This is a genomic window from Bifidobacterium sp. A11, assembly GCF_000499185.1.
GTDB lineage: Bacteria > Actinomycetota > Actinomycetes > Actinomycetales > Bifidobacteriaceae > Bombiscardovia > Bombiscardovia mizhiensis.
In genome coordinates, this window is record NZ_AWUO01000004.1 from 1 (window position 1) to 18,528 (window position 18,528).

Below are 18,528 nucleotides of genomic sequence, written 5' to 3' on the forward strand. Positions count from 1 at the left end.
CCCGTCGCTGCCCACCGCCAAGGAAAAATAACTTCCTTGTGATCCGCTGATCTGGCTGAATCTGATGCCCCGGCTGGCATTGTCTGGCGGGGTGATGGTGGCGGGTTCCCTGCCCAGCTGGCTGCCCTTATCAGGGCTGATGCTCCACTTGGTGTTCCGGCTTGCCGGCGTCCAGTGGGCGGCCAGGGTCAGGTCCTTGTTGACGGGCCTGCTGAAATCGTAGGCGACATCTCCGGTGAACCATCCGTCGAACAGGTAGCCTTCCCGCGCAGGGTCGGATGAGGGGCGCTTCGCCCTCCCGTACAGGGCGGGGACAGTCTGGTCCGCTGGTATGGGGTTTCCGCCGCCCGTGTCGAAGCGGACCGTGAACGCGGATCCTGGTTCCGCAGCCCGTGCCAGCGGCTGGTCGACCGTGTACGCAAGGCTCCTGGCGAAAGGCTGCCCGTCCTGCCTGCCGGTGATCGTGATGGCGGCCTGTCCCGGCTGGCGGGCGGGCATGCCCGCCAGCCAGGCGCTGCCGGTCTTGCTGAGGTTGAGCGGCTGGCCGTCCAGGCTTGCTGATTCCAGGGTTGGCGCTGTGGCGGTGTTGACTCTTGCTGGCCTGCCGGGCTGACCCTGCTTATCCAGGCTCCACGCGAGCATGTCGCCCTTCGTGCTGACGGCGGTGACCCTGCTGCCGGTTTTGGTGGCCTGCATGTACTGCTGGCTCCCGTCATCCGCCCGGGCGGGCTTGCTGCCGGGCTGCCAGGCCCATATACTACCGTCCTTGCCGGTGATGATGGCCAGGCTGTCGTTGGCGGTGATCCTGCTGGCTTTCATGCCTTCCGGCAGGCTGACGGCTGCAGAATCGGCTGTGCTGTCGGCCAGGTACCAGGCTTGTCCGTCCGCGTCCAGGAGGAGGGACCCCTGGTTGAGGGTTTGGGCCTGGATGATGCGCGTGTGCGGATTCTGTGTAAGACGTTCGGATTTTGCGTTTCCGGTGTTGCTTGCGTCCCAGGTCCAGGCTTGCCCGTCGGAGTCCAGGGCGAGGATCCGGCTGCCGGAGGAGACGGCTGTGACGGCCTGCGCCTTCCTGGGCAGGCTGGTTGTGGCCTGCTCCGCGGGTTTCGGGTCTTGGCTGGCCTGGTAGTGGTGGATCTGTCCCTGCCGGTCCACGGCCAGGAGCCTGTCGTTATTGATGCTGATGCTGGAGAACTGGGTGTTCTGGCTGGTCTTGAGGATGGTGGGCGTCGCTTGTCCGTTGGACCAGGTGTAGATCTGCTGGTCGGATCCGAGTGCTGCCTGCCGGTGGCTGCCGGCTGCGGCCTGCAGGTAGTGGAACCCGTCGGGAGCCTGCGCGGGTGAGGTGACCTGTTCTGGTTTGCCGTTTTGTGTCCATGTGTAGATGCGGCCGTCGCCGGTCAAACCGACGGTCTGCTCTCCTGCGGCTTGGACGCTGGTAAATTGAGGTTCTTGAGTTTTGGGCGGGCTGATGGTCAGCTGTGCGCCGGTGGCGGGCCCGTGGTCCGGGCTCAGCCGCCAGTCCGCGGCTTTGGTCCACTCTGCTTTCAGGGTCGTGTCCTGGAGGATGGGGGTCTGCAAGTCGAAGGGCTGGCCTTCATGAGTCCATCCATCGAACCGGAAGCCTTCACGTTGTGGGTTCTGTTGCGGGGGAGCGGCGAGGGTGCCGGTTTTCACGGTTGACTGTGTTGGCTTGCTGCCGTCGGCGGGGTCGAAGCGCACTGTATGCGTGGCTTGATCGTCTGTCTGTTCGGCTGATTGAGCCGGAGTGGAGTCTGCGCTGCCGGGTGTGCCCGTCGTCGATGACGGGGCGTCTGGCGTGGGGTTTAGTGGTGTGGTGGTTTGTATTGGTGAGGGTGTGGGTAGTGGAGTTTCTGGCGCGTTGCTGTGGAGAGTGCCAGGGGTTCCGTCAGCTACGCGAGGGGTCTGACCGACCCCCCCCCCCGGTGAGTATGGGAGCGTCCGCCTGGGCGGATGCGACGCCCAGGCCTGCCAGCATTCCCAGCAGGATGGTCGTCATCGCCATGATGCGACGCAGACGGGAAACCAGATGCATGAAACCGAAACCCCTTCACCAAACACCAAGCGGTATCAACACCGCTTGCCTACTCAAAGTTCTTCTTTGTCGGAAAGCCGCCCACTGCTCAGCGCCAGTTCTGCATTACATTGCAGGAGCCATGCGCAAGCCAGCCGTCTTCTCGACATCCCCCGCTTTTCACCCTACCACCCAGCCTACAGACAACACACAAGCCAGGTCCAACCGCCCGGAGACAATGAACCCAACTGATCTCAAAGAAAGGAGCCAGCGTATGACCAACCAGGGATATTATCTGCCGGGACTCTACGTTCGGGAGGGGTCCATCCCCGTTCCCTTGGACTGGGCGGGCAGTGAACCTGGCGTCTGGCGAGCCGAAGATCATTCGGACCAGGCGGTCATCCGCTGCTTCTACCGCGTGGTCTGCGCCCCCGAGCACATCCACGACGACCTGCCGTTGCTGGTCTACCTGCAGGGCGGACCCGGCTCGGGCGCCCCACGGCCTCTGAACGCCACCGCCGACGGGTGGATGGCCGAGGCCCTGCGCCACTTCCGCATTGTCCTGCCCGACCAGCGGGGTACGGGCCGGTCCAACGCCATCGACGGCTCCACCATGGCCTCCCTGGGCGAGCCCCGGGCCCAGGCCGACTATCTGAAGCATTTTCTGGCGGACTCCATCATCCGGGACTTCGAGCACCTGCGTCGCACGGTCTTCGCCGGCCGTCCCTGGGTGACCCTGGGGCAGAGCTTCGGCGGCTTCCTGACCATGGCCTACCTGTCGAACTTCCCCCAGGGGCTGGCTGCGGCCTTCACTACCGGGGGCGTGCCCCACATCCCCGCTGATGCCCATGAGCTCTACTCGCATACCTTCACCAAAATGGCCCAGCGGTCCAAGGCCTTCTACCAGCGCTATCCGGGGGACCAAGACCGTGTGGCGGCCATTGCCGACCGGCTGGCCCAGGGCGATGTGGTCCTGCCCGGCGGCGACCCCCTGAGCGTGGAGCGGCTGCAGACCCTGGGCGCCGACTTGGGCAAGAGCGGCGGGTTCGAGCGCCTCCACTGGCTGCTGGACACGGCCTTCCTGGACGGGGACGGCAGCCTGCCCGCTTCCGGCGCCAGCAGCTCCCGGGCCATCCTCTCGCAGGCCTTTCTGGAGGGGGTGCGGGCGGCCACTGCCGTTACGCCGCTCTACTGGCCCCTGCAGGAGTTCATCTACGCCGATGGGGACTGTGAACCCCTGCGCTGGGCTGCGCAGCGGGTGCGCGATGCCCGTCCTGAATTCGACACTGCTGCCCGTCCGCTCATGTTCACCGGGGAGGCGATCTTCCCCTGGATGTTCGAGCAGGAGGCGGCCCTGCGTCCCTTCGGCCCTGCGGTCAGCCTGCTCATGGAGGAGGGCTCCTGGGGCCACCTGTACGATCCCGAGCGCCTGGCCGGCAATCAGGTTCCACTGCAGGCCGCGGTCTATGCCGACGACCTCTACGTGCCCTCCGAGCTTCAGCTGGACACCCTCTCGCGCGTGGGCCACGCCCATGCCTGGGTGACCAACGAGTTCGAGCACGACGGGCTGCACGGGGACAGGGTCTTCGCCCACCTTTACCGGCTGGCCCTGGAGCGCGGCGATCTGGAGGGGCTCTTCCCGGCGCGCGGCTAGACTTGAGGGCATGAACACGGACTCATTGACTCTCGGATTCATCGGATACGGCAACATGGCCCAGGCCATGGCCCAGGGGCTGGTCGACGCAGGCGTGCTGCCCGGCGGCCGCATTGTGGCCTGCGCAGCCCACTACGACCGGCTGGTGGAGCGGACGGCCCAGCTGGGGGTGCGGCCCATGCATTCCGGCACCGAGGTGGCTGCGGCCGCCGATCTGGTGATTCTGGCCGTCAAGCCTGGGCAGGTGGCCCAGGTCTGCGAGCCCATCCGCCACGAGCTGGCTGACCCGGACCGCATGGTCCTTTCGGTGGTGGGCGGCATGACCCTTGAGGACTATGCCGACATCCTTGAGGAGGGCACCCACCTGATCTGCGCCATCCCCAACACCCCCATTTCAGTAGGGCAGGGGATTCTGGTCACCCAGGAGGACGATACCCTGACCGACCAGCAGCGGGAGCTCTTCACCCAGGTCTTCGACCCGGTGGCCATGATCGAGCGGCTGCCCCGGGAGCTGGTCTCGGTGGGCACGACCATCGCCGGATGCGCGCCCGCCTACACGGCCATGTACATGGAGGCCCTGGCCGACGCCGGGGTGGAGCACGGGCTGCCCAGGCAGGCGGCCTACCGGCTGGCGGCGCGCATGGTTCAGGGGACCGGAGCCCTCTACCTGGCCACCGGCACCAACCCCGGGGCCATGAAGGACGCGGTCTGCTCGCCGGGCGGAACCACCATCAAGGGGGTCGCCTCCCTGGAGAAGCACGGCTTCCGTGGAGCGGTCATCGAGGCCATCGATGCGGTGGAGCGCGGCGACTAGGGGGAGCCACGCCGGGGCAGCCCGGGCAATAGACTGGTACATATGTCGTTAACCATAGGAATCGTCGGGCTGCCCAACGTCGGCAAGTCCACACTCTTCAACGCCCTCACCCGCAACAACGTTCTGGCGGAGAACTACCCCTTCGCCACCATCGAGCCCAACACCGGCATCGTGCCCCTGCCCGACGACCGGCTGCCCGTCCTGGCCAAGCTGGTCCACACGGACAAGATCGTGCCCGCCACGGTCACCTTCGTGGACATCGCCGGCATCGTCAAGGGGGCCTCGGAGGGGGAGGGGCTGGGCAACCAGTTCCTGGCCAACATCCGCGAGGCTGACGCCATCTGCGAGGTGGTCCGTGCCTTCAATGACGACGACATCGTCCACGTCAACGGCAAGGTGGATCCGGCCGACGACATCGACACCATCAACACCGAGCTGATCCTGGCCGACATGCAGACCATCGACAAGGCCCTGCCCAAGCTGGAGAAGGACCAGCGTGGCGGCAAGATCAAGCCCGCCTACCTGGACACCGTCCGCAAGGCCAAGGAGATTCTGGGCCAGGGGCGGACCATCGACCAGGCGGCCCAGGCCGGGGACATCGACAAGGACGAGCTCTACGACCTGCACCTGATGACCGCCAAGCCCTTCATCTACGTCTTCAACGTGGACGACGACGAGCTGCAGAACGAGGACTTGAAGAAGCAGCTGGCCGACTCCGTGGCTCCCGCGCCCGCCATCTTCCTCAACGCCCAGTTCGAGTCCGAGCTGACCGAGCTGGATGAGGCCGACGCTCGCGAGATGCTGACCGACGCCGGGCTCAAGGAGTCCGGCCTGGACCAGCTGGCCCGGGTGGGCTTCGACATTCTTGGCCTGCAGACCTTCCTGACCGCCGGTGTCAAGGAGGTGCGCGCCTGGCAGATTCACCAGGGCTGGACCGCCCCCCAGGCTGCCGGGGTCATCCACACCGACTTCGAGAAGGGCTTCATCAAAGCCGAGGTGGTCTCCTACGACGACTTTGTGGCCGCCGACGGGTCCTACGCCAAGGTGCGCGAGGAGGGCAAGATGCGCCTTGAGGGCAAGGACTACGTCATGCAGGACGGCGACATCGTGGAGTTCAAGACCGGCATTCCCTCCGGCTCCAAGAAGTGAGCGCCAAGCCTGGGTTCGCCATTCGCCGGGGTCATGGGCTGCCGCTGATTTTCGTGCATGGGTCCGGCGTGGACCACCACATCTTCGACGACCTGGACCCCGTCTTCGAGCGGGTCGGCGGCTTCGAGCGGATCTACCTGGACCAGCCCGGCTTCGGCCGCACGCCGCCCGACCCGTCCATCCTCGACCTGGACGGTCTGGCCCGGTGGCTGGATGACCAGGTGGACATTTTCAGCGGCGGCGGCCCCTTCGCCCTGGTGGGCAACTCCCTGGGTGGGCTGCTCAGCCGCCATGCCGCCGCCGGTCGACTGGACCGCTGCCGGGGGATGGCTCTGCTTTCCTCGGTGGTCGACCCTGTGACCGCCCACAGGCGCCTGCCCCCGCGTCAGGTGCTGGTCCGGGACGATCAAGGCCTGGCCGATGCGGACGAGTTCACCAGGCATGCCTACCGGCAGATGGCCGTGGTGGAGTCCCGGGAGCATCTTGAGTCCTACCAGCGCACCATCATGCCCGGCATTCGTTCGGCCGATGCCGACACGGTGGTTCGAGTGGAGGGGCATTACCGGCTGGATCTGGACTTTGACCAGGTCTGGTCCGGGTTCATAGCCCCTGTGCTCTTGGTCTGCGGACGCCAGGACGACCGTGTGGGCTACCTGGACCAGTTCGACCTGGCCTGCCGCTTCCCCCGGGCCTCCTACTCGCTGCTGGACCGGGCCGGCCATAATGTGCAGATCGAACAGACCGCCCTGGTCTGCGACCTGCTGGAGGATTGGGCCAGGCAGGTGCTGAAAGGCTGAGTCTCTCCCGGTTTCGTCTGTCACTACAATGAACTGTGCATACAGGTTCGTTCAATGGCGACGAAGGGGAAGGACATGGCTGTCTGGGGATTGGATAGCGAACGCCTTAAGCGGCGTGCGCTTGCCATGCTCCGTTGGCTGCTGGACCCTGTCCGTCGCACGCCTGTGGTAGTGACAAGCGCCCTGCTGACACTGCTGCTGACAGTCCTGATCGTCAACCTGATCCAGCCGGTGGATGCGGCCCGTGCGGAACGAACCACAGCTGCGGGCGCTTCTAGCACATCCACCGTTTCGGTGAGACGATTTCCCAAGGCGCATCATCCCAGTAAATCCGCCTCCTCCTCATCGGTCACAAAGAATCAGACAAAGCAGCAGAAGCCAGACCCTGCTGCCACTTCCGCCCATCCTGTCGATTGGCTCAAGCCTTCCCAGCAGGTCGATTACCCGGATCCTGCGGCCCACCCTGGCCTCTCCCTGGAGGTCAGCCTTCAGGACCAGCGGGTCTATGTGCGCGACGGGTCTGAACTGCTCTACACCATGTATGCATCCACAGGCATGGATGACTCCACGCCCAGGGGCAGCTTCCGAATCCAGAACGAGCGCGGCGACCACTTCTACAATCCTGGCGAGGGGATGGGCGCCCGCTACTACACCAGTTTTCTGAACCATGGGGTCTTTCTCTTCCACTCGGTCCCCACTGATTCCAGGGGCGGCTACATCAAGGAGGAGGCCGATATGCTGGGCATCCGCCCTGGCTCCCACGGCTGCATCCGACTGACGGTGCCCGACGCTCGATGGATCATGCAGTCCGTGCCCACCGGCACGCCCGTCCTGGTCAAGTGAATTCCTCTCGTAAACCGGGATAGCCGCGTCCAAAATGTGGCCATCCACCTGCGTGCCCGCCTTGGGTTTCCTATCTTTGCCCCTACCACAGAGAGAACTATCGAGAGGAAGTGGTCAGGAATCATGCAAAAGGTGCAGCGGTTCAGTGACTGGTTGACCAAGTGGTTCATCCTGGTGGTCCTAGCGTGGGCCGCCATCAACTTCTTTGTCCCGCAGATTAGCATTTGGGCCCGCAGCTACACCAACTACTTCCTGAGCATTATTCTCTTCGGCATGGGGCTGACCCTGAGCCTGGACGACTTCAAGCGAATCCTCAAGATGCCGCTCATGGTCATCGTCGGCACCATAGCCCATTACCTGATCATGCCCCTGCTGGCCGTGCTGCTCTGCCGCATCTTCCGCCTGGACGGCATGATCGCCGTGGGAGTCATCCTGGTGGGTTGCTGCCCCTCGGGGACATCCTCCAACGTCATGTCCTACCTGTCACGAGGAGACGTGGCCCTGGATGTGTCCATAGGCCTGCTTTCCACCTTGTGCGCGCCCTTCATGATCCCCATGCTGATGAACCTGCTGGCCAGCCAGTATGTGGCCATCCCAACCAAGCAGCTCTTCCTGACCGCCCTTGAGGTGGTGCTGATCCCCATCGCCCTGGGCCTGGCCGTCCACGCCATATTCAAGGAGAAGGTGCAGAAGGTGACCGTGGCCCTGCCGGCAGTCTCGCAGATCGCCATACTGATCATCATCGGCGTGGTCGTCTCCGTCAACCATGCCAAGCTCTTCACCGCCGCCACCGCCCTGGTCCTGCCGGTGGTCATGCTTCACAACCTGTGCGGGTACGGGCTGGGCTTCCTCTTCAGCCGGCTCATGTACCGCCTCTACCCCAAGGGATTCCGCTACGCCCAGCAGAAGGCCATCACCTTCGAGGTGGGCATGCAGGATTCCGGACTGGGCGCGACCCTGGCCCTGCAGGCCTTCGCCGCCGACCCGATTGTGGCCATCCCCTCCACCTTCTTCAGCGTCTGGCACAACATCTCCGGCTCGGTGCTGTCCGCCTGGTGGCGTCGGCATGACGACCGGCTGGGGATTGCCGCCGACTCCGCCCAGGGTCGTCCTGAACCGGCTCGCGCCTGATTCTTGAAAGCCTTGATTGCTGGCTGGATCTTGCTACATGCCCGGTCCGGCCAGCAGGAACCCAAGGGCCGTCAGCAGAGGCGGCAGGAAGATCGAAGCTGCCAGATAGCCCAGAGCCGCCAGGTGCCGTCTCTGCCGGGCCAGGGCCAGCACCTCGTTGACCGCCGTCGAAAAGGTGGAGAAACCGCCTAGCAGGCCTGTGGCCAGCAGCAGCCGTCCCCAGTTAGGCAGTCCGTGGAAGGCGGCCAGGGTAGCCACCAGCCCTGCAGCCAATCCGGCCAGCAGGTTGATGATCATGGTCGACAGGGGCAGGTCCACCTGCCAGCGGGCCTTGACCAGGGTGTCCAGCAGGTAACGCAGTCCGGCCCCCAGGCCGCCGCATAGGCAGATCAGCAAGGTAAATGTAAGGGTCATCGTGCACCTGCATGGATGTCTGAGGCCAGACGCGCTCCCAGCCCTGCCATGACCCAAGAGACCATCAGGCCTCCGGCAAAGGAGATCAGCAGGTAGGCAAGAGTGGCTTGGATGTGACCGCCCGACAGGCCTTGGACCAGTTCCAGCGAGAGCGTGGACATGGTCGATAGCCCTCCGCATAGGCCCATACCCAGACCCTTGTTGGTCAGCTGCCTTCGGCGTGCATGTGCGCTTTTGGGCAGCTCGGCCAGGAAGGCGGTCAGCAGGGCGTAACCTGCGCAGGCGATCAGGTTGGCCAGGAGTGTTCCTGGATGCAGGGGGCCGCTCTGGCCCGGCAGCAGGCTCAGGGCGTACCGGCAGCCGGTGCCCAGTGTTCCGCCCAGTATCACCACCAGGGCCGTGGCCATATCAGGTCCGGTAGGGGGTTTGGTCATTGAAGGCTCTGTTCCCGACGGATCAGCGTCCGCAGGGTCGGGCTGAATGGCATGCGCCTGCACCCGGCCCACAGACGGGTCGTCGAATCATGGTGCAGGAACTATCAGCAGTTTGCGGTTCGGGGCTCAAGCCCCGGGCGGGTTCCATCGCCCGAGGTTCATTCTAGGAGCCCAAGGGGACCGCAGCCGTCGCAGCTGCGAGACTGTTCACTCGGTGTGGTTCTCCGGGTCCAGGGTCAACCGGTCGTCGTCGGCGTCGTAGTCGAAGAGCTCGCCGTAGCGGCCCCAGGTGATGGCGGTGTCGAACTGCTGGACGGCCTCCTTGTCCGAGTGGTGGGCCCGCAGCAGGTCCAGGATCAGGGAGCCATGCAGGCTCTTGTCGTCGCTGTTCTTCAGGGCCCGGTCGATGATGCGGATCAGCGGAACATGATCCATCAGCATCCGTGAGAACATCTCCTTGCTCTCCAGAATGTCCGCATCGTGCCAGGCACGGCCCTGGTCGGTCAACCTGACATGCCCGTTGTCCGCCTGGAAGATGCCCAGCATGAGCCCGGCATCGATCAGGGGGAAGAGGTCGTCCACCTCGAAGGAGAGCTTGGCGGCCAGGTCGGCCAGGTCCATGCCGTTGGGCTGGTTGACCATGACATCGGCCAGACCGGCCAGACCACCCGGGGTGGCGTCGGGCAGGTTACGCTCGGCGGTGTCCTCGTCCCGCACCGAGTCCCGCACGGCCTGACGGTTGCGCACCTTGGTCTGCAGACGGCGGCGGATGTCCTCGCTGTCACGCTGGCCGGTCAGGATGGAGTAGAGGTAGTCCACGCAGGACTGGAAGAGGTCGGACTGCTTGTCCCGGGGCCTGTCCAGGTTGATGGGCACGTTGGTGATGACCCTGCCCGGATGCGAATCCAGGACCAGGACCCGGTCGGCCATCTCCACGGCCTCCTCGATGTTGTGGGTGACGATCAGGACCGACTTGACGCTGCCTGCCTCCTCGGACCAGACCTTGAGGACCTCCTGGCGGAGATTCTCGGCTGTCAGCACGTCCAGGGCCGAGAAGGGCTCGTCCATGAAGAGGGCGTCCGGCTTGAGGACCAGGGCCCGGGCGATGCCCACGCGCTGGCGCATGCCGCCGGAGAGCTCCTTGGGGTAGGCGCTTTCGAAGCCGTCCAGGCCGATGGCATCGATGGCAGCCAGGGAGAGTTTCTCGCGTTCCTTCTTGGGCACGCCCCGGGCCTGCAGGCCCAGTTCCACGTTGTCCTTGACGGTCAGCCAGGGCATCAGGGCGAAGCTCTGGAAGACCAGAGCCACGCCGGGGTTGGGCCCGTCCAGCTGCTTGCCCCGGTATTCGACGCTGCCCTTGCTGGCCGGAACCAGGCCGGCCAGGATGCGCAGCAGGGTGGACTTGCCGGCGCCGGAGCGGCCCAGGATGGCCACCACCTCGCCCTCGTGCAGGGTGAAGTCGATGTTGTCCAGGACGGTCAGCTCCGCGCCCTTGTCGGACTGGTAGGTTTTGGTCACGTGCTCGGCCGTGATGATCCCGTTGGAATTGATCTTGGTCATTGTCGAACCTCTCAGACTTCTCATGTCAGGGAATAGCGCCGTTGTGCCAGTGATTGCAGGGGAGACCAGAAGAACCGGTCGGCCAGGACCACGAAGATGCTCATGACGGCCACCCCCAGGATGATGCGTGGGGTGTCGCCGGTGGCGGTCACCTGGGCTATGTAGGCACCTAGGCCCTTGGCCGTCAGTTCGGTCTTGCCGTAGGAGACCACCTCGGAGACGATGGAGGCGTTCCAGGCCCCGCCCGCCGCGGTGATGCCGCCGGTACACCAGGAACCGAACAGGGCCGGCAGGATCAGGGTCTTCCATCGCTGCCAGCGGTTCTGCCCCAGGCTGCGCGACATCTCTAATAGGTCGTCGGGGATGGCCGAGGCTCCGGCGATGACGTTGAAGAGGATGTACCACTGGGTGCCCAGGGCCATGAGCAGGATGCTGCCCCAGTTGATGTCGATCCGCCAGATGATGAAGACCATGGTGACGAAGGGGAAGATGAAGTTGGCCGGGAAGGAGGCCAGGATCTGCACCAGGGGCTGCAGGTAGCGGGAGATGCGCGGATTCATGCCGATCAGGGCGCCGATGGGCACCCAGACGATGGTGCAGACCACCATGAGGATCAGCACCCGCAGGAAGGTCAGCAGGCCCAGCTGGAAGACGTGCCCGACCTCGCCCAGACCCAGCGGGCGGATGACCAGACGGTCCAGCTGCCAGAGACCCCACAGGCCGATCAGGGCCAGGCAGACCCACCAGATCAGGTCGCTGGCCCGCCGGCGTCCGCCTCCACGGCTCCAACGTGCCCCGGTACGGCCCAGGGGACGGGTGATCCGGTCCAGCAGGTCGGCCAGGGGATGGCCCACCAGGCCCAGCAGGTCCTTGACCCCGGACAGGCGGATGATCGTCAGCACCAGGCTGCGCCGGGGCTCGGTGGACTGGCTGCTGGTGTAGCGGAACTTCTCGGCCCAGGCGGTCAGCGGCTTCCAGAGCAGGAAGTCAATCAACAGGACCACCACGATCATGGTCAGGATGGCCAGGCCCACCTTGCCCAGATCCTGCTCGGCGGTGGCCTCCTCCACGAAGGAGCCGATGCCGGGCAGGGCCAGGGTTCTGTTGTTGACCGAGATCATCTCGGATGCGGTCAGGAAGAACCAGCCGCCGCCCATGCTCATCATGCAGTTCCAGAGCAGGGGAATCATGGAATTGGGCACGTCCAGCTTCCAGAAGCGCTGCCAGCGGGTCAGGCGCATCAGCCGCACCGCCTCGTCCAGGTCAGCGGGCTCGCTGGTCAGGGAGTTATAGAAGGAGAAGGCCATGTTCCAGGCCTGGCTGGTGAAGATGGCGAAGATGGAGGCCGCCTCCACACCCATGATGGATCCGGGGAAGAGGACCAGCCAGATGGAGATGGTGGCCGACAGGAAGCCCAGGACGGGCACCGACTGCAGGATGTCCAGCAGGGGGATGAGCACGGCGCCCAGGCGTCGGGAGCGCGCGGCGGCCAGTCCGTAGAGGAAGGCGAAGACCAGGGAGATGATCAGGGCCGCGAACATCCGGAAGAGGGAGCGCAACGCATAGTAGGGCAGGTTGGCCGGGTCGGTGGAGACGTGCGAGGGAACGCCGGCGGGGCCGATGGGGGCGCCCAGGGCCGGCAGCAGATAGGCCAGGGCCCCCAGTAGGACCAGGGCTCCTATGGCTACGGCCAGGCCCGTCCATATGCGGGTGGAGCGCGATGCCTGGCTGCGGTCGTCGTTCAGTGGAGAACGGAGCATTCCTGGCAGTGCGACAGTATTCACGATGGCCTCCATCCAAGGTGCGGAACATCCCTGTCGGCAGCCTCGAAGACGGCGTGGCGATCGGCCATGAGCCGACCATTGTCATCGTTCAAGCTTCGGCTTCGCATGGTATTTGGCCCTGCATTAGTCCCTGCCTTGATCCGACGGGGACTGTTGACCTGCGCGGGGTGTCTCCACCACTTTGCGGCAGCATGCCTTGTCCATGCGGTAGCTTCACCTACCGACCACCCAATAACATAGATGGGCCCAAGAGCAGTGTCAAGCATTTGCGAAACCAGCGTTGCCAGCCTTGCCGTCCTTGCCAGGACTGACAATGACAAGGGTCTGCACGCAGTCATTGCAGGCGCGAAATGGAATGTAAGGAGTGAATCCCTATGAAGATCGTGGCAGTCACGGCCAACCCCGAACCCAAGAGTCTGACTGATGCGGCGGGCAACGCCCTGCTGGACGGTGCGGCCGAGGGCGGGGCTCGCACCGAGTTGATCGACCTTTGTGCCGAGGGGTTCAATCCCGTCTTCGGCATGGAGGACAGGACCCACTACCTGGGCCAGGGACCCATGCCCGAGGATGTCCAGGCCATGCAGGAGCGGATCAAGGATGCGGACGTGCTGGCCCTGGTCTTCCCCATTTATTGGTACAGCATGCCGGCCATCATGAAGGGCTTCATCGACCGCGTTATCTGCAGGGGCTTCGCTTACCACGCTGATGGCACCCCGGGTGCCCTGGCAGGACGCCGGGTGGAGCTCGTCATGCTGACCGGTGGAGACAAGGAATGGTACCGGTCCAGCGGCATCGGTGAGGCCTTGGACAACCAGCTGGGCAGGCAGACCTTCCTCAAGTACTGCCAGGTCGCCCAGGTGGAGACCATCTATGTGGACAATCTGGATTCGGGCAACGATGAGCAGGAGGCGCGCGAGGCAGCCGACCGGCACCTGGTGGCCCTGGCCCTCAAGGGTCGTCGGCTGGCCGCAGGCACCGAGCCCGGAGCAGGCCAGGACGCTCAGTGACGCTCAGCATCGGGTTCGTCTTCGATGACACCCTGGATGTGTTCGACGGGGTCCAGCAGCACATTCTGACCCTGGGACGGGAGCTGGGCAGGCGGGGCCACAGGGTCCAGTACCTGGTCGGGCAGACCGCCCATCCGCCAGTTGACGGGGTTCACTCCCTGTCCCGCAACGTCATGGTCTCCTTCAACGGCAACAGGATGCGCATACCACTGCCGGCGCCCAAGGCGCCCATCCGTCGGGTTCTGGAGGCCGGGCACTTCGACCTGCTGCACGTTCAGGCTCCCTACAGCCCCTTCCTGGCAGGCCGGGTCATCCGCGCCGCGAACCATTCAACGGCCCTGGTGGCCACCTACCACATCGCCCCCACGGGAAACCTGCAGCTGCTGGGCGGTCGGCTGCTGGGGATGATCAACCGCAGGACCCATAGGCGCATCGACAGGGTCATCGCGGTCTCGCCTGTGGCGGCCAGCTATGCCCGGCAGACTGCCGGTGTGCCCAGCAGGGTGGTGGCCAACCCTGTGGATGTGGATGCTCTGCGCCGGGCCCGCCAGGCCGCTGGCGACCAGGAGGTGGCGCGCCTGCACGGCCAGGGGCCGCATCTGGTCTTTCTGGGACGGTTCGTGGCCCGCAAGGGGGCGGGGATCCTGCTTTCAGCCCTCCAGGCGGGGGAGCGGGCCGGCATCCTGCCTGAAGACCTGCATGTGACCATGGCCGGCAAGGGCCCACTGCTGGAGGACTGCCGTCGAAAGGCTGCCGACCTGTGCACCCCGGTGGCCTTCCCCGGCTTTGTGGATGAGAAGGACAAGCCCGCCCTGTTGGCATCATCCGATCTGACCGTCTTTCCCTCCACCGGGGGCGAGTCCTTCGGCATCGTCCTGCTGGAGGCCATCGCCTCGGGCACGGCTCCGGTGCTGGCTGGGGACAATCCCGGCTACCGGTCCACCCTGATGGGCGATGAGCGGGCTCTGGTGCCCGTCGACTCGCCCAACACCCCCGAACTGCTGGCCCGGCGAATCGTCCAGGCTCTGGGGGACCCCTCCTGGAGGCGGAATGTGCGCCATGACCAGCTGGCGCTCTTGGGCCGCTACGACGTGACCACCGTGGCTGATCAGGTGGAGGAGGTCTATCGGCAAGCCATTCAAGACCGCCGTCTCATGTAGGGTAGGTACATGTCATTCTTTGATTTCTTCGGTTCCATGTTCGACCCTGAGGGCGGTCCAGGCGGACCAGGCCGGCGTCGCAATGACGACGACCCAGTCATCCTGCATGTGCAGACCGATGGGGAGGGTCCCGGCCAAGGGGGTGGCAGCACGCCCCGTTTCCGCTTCGCCGGACCAGGTGACCCCCGGCTGACCTCCCGTAAGAAGGACAATAACGGACCTTCCCGGGGCATGCGGATTCTGGCCGTGGTTGTCGCCGTCGTCCTGGTCGTCCTCCTGCTTTTGTTTGGGCTCAGCCGCTTCATCACCGATGTCATGTGGTTCTCCCAGCTGGGGGCGGCACGGATTGTCTGGACCCAGCTGGGCATCAAGGTGGGCCTGTGGCTGGCCTACGCCCTGCTGCTGGCTGCGGTGACCCTGCTCTCGGCCTTCCTGGCCATCCGCAGCCGTCCCGATTCGCCCGACGGGTCCACCATCAGGGTCAGGGGCGATCTGATCGAGGTCGGCAAGGGGGTCTCTTCACGCAAGGCGCTCAAGGTGGCTGCGGTGGTCTCCCTGGTCGTCGGTATTTTCTTCGGCTTCCAGTTCAACGCCGACTGGAAGCAGGTGCTCCTGCTCTTCAACGCCCAGTCCTTTGGGGTGTGCGATCCCCAGTTCGGCTTGGATAACGGTTTCTATGTCTTCATCCTGCCCGGGCTGCGGCTGCTGGTCTCCTCCCTGCTGATGATGCTGCTGGCGGCCACGGTCTTCAGCCTGGTCACCAACTTCCTCATGGGCGGCATTCGCTTGACCATGCCCGTACAGGGCCGCGGCATTCTGGAGATGACCCGTGCCGCCCGCAGGCAGGTAGCCGTCTGGCTGATCCTGTTCATGCTGGTCTGGGCCGGCGATACGGCCTTGGGCGTCTTCGGCAGGCTGACCGAGGAGGGCGATCGGATCACCGGCGCCTCCTACACCTCGGTCAAGGCGGCCATTCCCGTCACGCTGATTATGGCCGTGGTCATGGCCCTGCTGGGCATCATTCTGGCTGTCTGGATTCTGCGCTCGCCCACCCTGGAACCCGGCCGTGTCCATGCAGGATCGCTGGGTTCGGCCGTCAAGCAGTGGCGGGTTCCCGTCCTGGCTGTGGCCGTCACCATTGTGCTGTCCCTGCTGCTGACCGTCTTCTGGCCGGCACTGGTCCAGCGCTTCCGGGTCAACCCCAACGCCCAGGAGATGGAGTCCGCCTACATCCAGCGCAACATCACCGCCACCGCTCAAGCCTATGGGCTGGACAGGCTGAAGACCGAGGCCTATGACGCCACCACCGAGGTCCAGTCGGGTGCCCTTTCCCGTGATGCGGAGACCACCGCACAGATTCGACTGCTGGATCCCCAGGTGGTTTCGCCCACCTTCCGGCAGCTGCAGCAGTCCAAGCAGTACTACACCTTCGAGGACACCCTGGCCGTCGACAAGTACGACATCGACGGAGTCAGCCAGGACACGGTCATCGGCGCTCGCGAGCTGGACCTGGAGGGCAACGACAACCGCAACTGGGTCAACGACCACACGGTCTTCACCCACGGCTATGGCATTGTGGCCGCCTACGGCAACAAGGTCACCCCTGACGGGCAGCCCGAATTCTTCGAGCAGGACATCCCCACCAAGGGCAAGCTGACCGACAGCCAGCACTACGAGCCGCGAATCTACTTCTCGCCCAACGCGCCCGAGTACTCCATCGTCGGTGCGCCCCAGGGCTCCTCAGGCTGGGAATTCGACTATCCCACCGGCTCCAAGGGAGCCACCAACACCTTCAAGGGCAACGGCGGCCCCTCGGTGGGCAACTTCCTGGCCCGGGTCCTCTACGCCATCCGGTTTGGATCCGACCAGATCCTCTTCTCGGACCGCGTCACGCCTGACTCGCAGATCCTCTACAACCGCTCGCCCAAGGAGCGCGTGGCCCAGATCGCCCCCTATCTGACCCTGGACGGACGCGTCTATCCGGCTGTGGTTGATGGACGGGTCAAGTGGATCGTCGACGGCTACACCACCTCCGACGCCTACCCCTATTCCCAGAAGGTGGATCTGGGTCCCATCACCCAGGACACGACCACCCTGAGCTCGGAGGCCGTCAAGGGCCTGGGTTCCCAGAAGGCCAACTACATCCGCAATTCCGTCAAGGCCACGGTCGATGCCTATGACGGCTCGGTGGACCTGTATGCCTGGGATGCCAAGGATCCGGTGCTCAAGGCCTGGCAGAAGGTCTTCCCCGGCCAGTTCAAGCCGCTCTCGTCCATCTCGGGCGACCTGATGAGCCACATGCGCTACCCGGAGAGCCTGTTCAAGGTGCAGCGCCAGCTCCTGTCCCAGTACCACGTCAACTCGGCCAGCCAGTTCTTCTCCGGCGAGGACTTCTGGCAGACCCCCGTGGATCCGACCGGAACCAGCAAGGAGCAGAAGGCCGGGGTCAAGCAGCCTCCCTACTATCTGACCCTGCAGACGCCGGGGACCGACAAGCCCGCCTTCTCGCTGACATCTACCTTCATCCCTGCAGGCACCTCCACCAGGGAGATCCTGACCGGGTTCCTGTCCGTGGATTCCGATGCCGGGTCGACCAAGGGGGTGATAGGCCCGGACTACGGGACCATCCGGCTGATGGAGCTGCCCAAGAATTCCAATGTGCCTGGCCCAGGGCAGGCCCAGAACAACTTCAACTCGGATGCTGCCGTCTCCACCGAACTGAACCTGCTCCAGTCCGGGTCCACCAAGGTCAAACGTGGCAACCTGCTGACCCTGCCCATAGGCGGCGGACTGATCTACATCCAGCCGGTCTATGTCCAGTCCAGCGGCGCCACCAGCTTCCCCCTGCTCAAGCGGGTTTTGGTGGCCTTCGGAGACAAGGTGTCGTCGTCGGCCACACTGGATGCGGCCCTTGACAAGACCTTCCAGGGCAACTCCGGTGCATCGGCCGGCGATGCCGACAACACCGGACGCACCAAATCTGATGCTGATCAGAGCGACCAATCCGGTAAGGCCCCGGACAAGACCGCGGGCTCCGGCGGGGCGTCGGCCACGGCAGGACAGGCCCTGAAACAGGCCTTGGACAAGGCCAACCAGGCCATGAGCGACGGCGATGCCGCCCTGAAGAAGGGCGACTTCAGCGCCTACGGCGAGGCGCAGAACCGTCTGCGCGAAGCCCTCAAGGAGGCCTCCGACCAGGAGGGTGGCAACAAGTGAGCGCCGCCCCGCGCATCCGGCTCTGCCGCCGCGGGGACCTGGAGGCGGTCACCGCCATCTACAACCAGGCCGTCCTGGATGGCGGTTCCACGGCGGATACGGCCCCGGTCAGCCTGGATCAGCGCCTGCAATGGTGGCTGGACCACGATCCGGACCAGGGCCATCCGGTCCTGGTCCTGGAGCAGGAGGGCAAGGTGCTGGCCTTCGGCTCCTTGTCGGCCTACTACGATCGGCCCGGCTACCAGGAGACCTGCGAGCTGAGCTATTACGTGGATCGCGGCTGCCGTGGACGCGGCCTGGGCGCCCTGATGGTCCATTCCCTCCTAGAGCGCGCCCAACAGGTGGGCATGCGTCTGGCCGTGGGCATCATCTTCGATGACAATACGGCCTCCAAGGCCCTGCTGCACCGCTTCGGATTCAGCCGCTTCGGCCTCCTGCCTCAGGCCGCCTGGGACCGGTTCGTCCTGCATGACGTCTCCTACTGGAGCCTGTCCCTTGAGCGAAACGGGGTCGGGGAGCCTGTGTAGAAT

At 64.9% G+C, this 18,528-nt stretch carries 16 protein-coding genes and 2 riboswitches; of the genes, 10 read left to right on the top strand and 6 right to left on the bottom strand.

Going from position 1 to position 18,528, the window contains the following annotated elements; translation table 11 throughout:
- Both P273_RS09250 and P273_RS10045 read right to left on the bottom strand, forming a co-directional pair.
- Window positions 1-1,677 (bottom strand): InlB B-repeat-containing protein (locus P273_RS09250; RefSeq protein ID WP_253269573.1); only part of this gene is annotated, 1,677 nt, incomplete at its 3' end.
- Window positions 1,678-1,909: 232 nt separating this feature from the next.
- Complete coding sequence (locus P273_RS10045; protein ID WP_172637245.1) at window positions 1,910-2,056, bottom strand: hypothetical protein; 147 nt, start codon at window positions 2,054-2,056, stop codon at window positions 1,910-1,912.
- 253 nt (window positions 2,057-2,309) lie between these two features.
- On the opposite strand from P273_RS10045, the gene P273_RS0104605 reads away from it, so the two are divergent.
- The 6 genes from P273_RS0104605 to P273_RS0104630 all read left to right on the top strand — a co-directional run bounded on the left by P273_RS0104605 (window position 2,310) and on the right by P273_RS0104630 (window position 8,423).
- A complete protein-coding gene (locus P273_RS0104605) occupies window positions 2,310-3,689 on the top strand; it encodes an alpha/beta fold hydrolase (RefSeq protein ID WP_024627310.1) in 1,380 nt (459 codons plus the stop codon).
- Between the two features lie 10 nt (window positions 3,690-3,699).
- The gene (gene proC, locus P273_RS0104610; RefSeq protein ID WP_024627311.1) at window positions 3,700-4,503 is read left to right on the top strand and encodes a pyrroline-5-carboxylate reductase; all 804 of its coding nucleotides are present in this window, start codon (window positions 3,700-3,702) and stop codon (window positions 4,501-4,503) included.
- A 42-nt stretch (window positions 4,504-4,545) separates the two neighbouring features.
- Entirely contained in the window at window positions 4,546-5,652 is a 1,107-nt protein-coding gene (gene ychF / locus P273_RS0104615; RefSeq protein WP_024627312.1) for a redox-regulated ATPase YchF, read from the top strand.
- A complete protein-coding gene (locus P273_RS0104620) occupies window positions 5,649-6,449 on the top strand; it encodes an alpha/beta fold hydrolase (RefSeq protein ID WP_024627313.1) in 801 nt (266 codons plus the stop codon). Before ychF ends, P273_RS0104620 begins: the two co-directional genes overlap by 4 nt.
- A gap of 54 nt (window positions 6,450-6,503) precedes the next feature.
- Window positions 6,504-7,292 carry a L,D-transpeptidase gene (locus P273_RS09805; RefSeq protein ID WP_081709263.1) on the top strand — a complete coding sequence of 263 codons (789 nt, stop codon included), beginning with the start codon at window positions 6,504-6,506 and terminating at the stop codon, window positions 7,290-7,292.
- A 123-nt stretch (window positions 7,293-7,415) separates the two neighbouring features.
- Window positions 7,416-8,423: a bile acid:sodium symporter family protein gene (locus P273_RS0104630; protein WP_024627315.1), complete on the top strand. Its 1,008-nt coding sequence runs from the start codon at window positions 7,416-7,418 to the stop codon at window positions 8,421-8,423.
- Window positions 8,424-8,456: 33 nt separating this feature from the next.
- Here the strand turns inward: P273_RS0104630 and P273_RS0104635 are convergent, their stop codons facing one another.
- From P273_RS0104635 to P273_RS0104650, 4 genes are all read right to left on the bottom strand, one after another.
- Complete coding sequence (locus tag P273_RS0104635) at window positions 8,457-8,837, bottom strand: CrcB family protein (RefSeq protein WP_024627316.1); 381 nt, start codon at window positions 8,835-8,837, stop codon at window positions 8,457-8,459.
- The gene (locus tag P273_RS0104640; protein ID WP_051354131.1) at window positions 8,834-9,271 is read right to left on the bottom strand and encodes a CrcB family protein; all 438 of its coding nucleotides are present in this window, start codon (window positions 9,269-9,271) and stop codon (window positions 8,834-8,836) included. The genes P273_RS0104635 and P273_RS0104640 overlap by 4 nt, the downstream gene beginning before the upstream one ends.
- A gap of 88 nt (window positions 9,272-9,359) precedes the next feature.
- A riboswitch (Fluoride riboswitch) is annotated at window positions 9,360-9,432 on the bottom strand.
- A gap of 46 nt (window positions 9,433-9,478) precedes the next feature.
- Window positions 9,479-10,855 carry a nitrate/sulfonate/bicarbonate ABC transporter ATP-binding protein gene (locus P273_RS0104645; RefSeq protein ID WP_024627318.1) on the bottom strand — a complete coding sequence of 459 codons (1,377 nt, stop codon included), beginning with the start codon at window positions 10,853-10,855 and terminating at the stop codon, window positions 9,479-9,481.
- Entirely contained in the window at window positions 10,852-12,591 is a 1,740-nt protein-coding gene (locus P273_RS0104650; protein WP_029676158.1) for an ABC transporter permease subunit, read from the bottom strand. Before P273_RS0104650 ends, P273_RS0104645 begins: the two co-directional genes overlap by 4 nt.
- Before the next feature lie 97 nt (window positions 12,592-12,688).
- A riboswitch (M-box (ykoK) riboswitch) is annotated at window positions 12,689-12,847 on the bottom strand.
- A gap of 142 nt (window positions 12,848-12,989) precedes the next feature.
- Here P273_RS0104650 and P273_RS0104655 point away from each other — a divergent pair.
- From P273_RS0104655 to P273_RS0104670, 4 genes are read left to right on the top strand one after another with little or no spacing between them, the layout of a single operon-like run.
- Window positions 12,990-13,622 (top strand): NAD(P)H-dependent oxidoreductase, encoded by a 633-nt coding sequence (locus P273_RS0104655; RefSeq protein ID WP_024627320.1) that lies wholly within the window; start codon window positions 12,990-12,992, stop codon window positions 13,620-13,622.
- Complete coding sequence (locus tag P273_RS0104660; RefSeq protein ID WP_024627321.1) at window positions 13,619-14,782, top strand: glycosyltransferase family 4 protein; 1,164 nt, start codon at window positions 13,619-13,621, stop codon at window positions 14,780-14,782. Before P273_RS0104655 ends, P273_RS0104660 begins: the two co-directional genes overlap by 4 nt.
- Before the next feature lie 9 nt (window positions 14,783-14,791).
- On the top strand, window positions 14,792-17,998 hold the full coding sequence (locus P273_RS0104665) for a UPF0182 family protein (protein WP_024627322.1): 3,207 nt from the start codon (window positions 14,792-14,794) through the stop codon (window positions 17,996-17,998).
- Window positions 17,995-18,525 (top strand): GNAT family N-acetyltransferase, encoded by a 531-nt coding sequence (locus P273_RS0104670; RefSeq protein WP_024627323.1) that lies wholly within the window; start codon window positions 17,995-17,997, stop codon window positions 18,523-18,525. Before P273_RS0104665 ends, P273_RS0104670 begins: the two co-directional genes overlap by 4 nt.
- Window positions 18,526-18,528 lie beyond the last annotated feature (3 nt).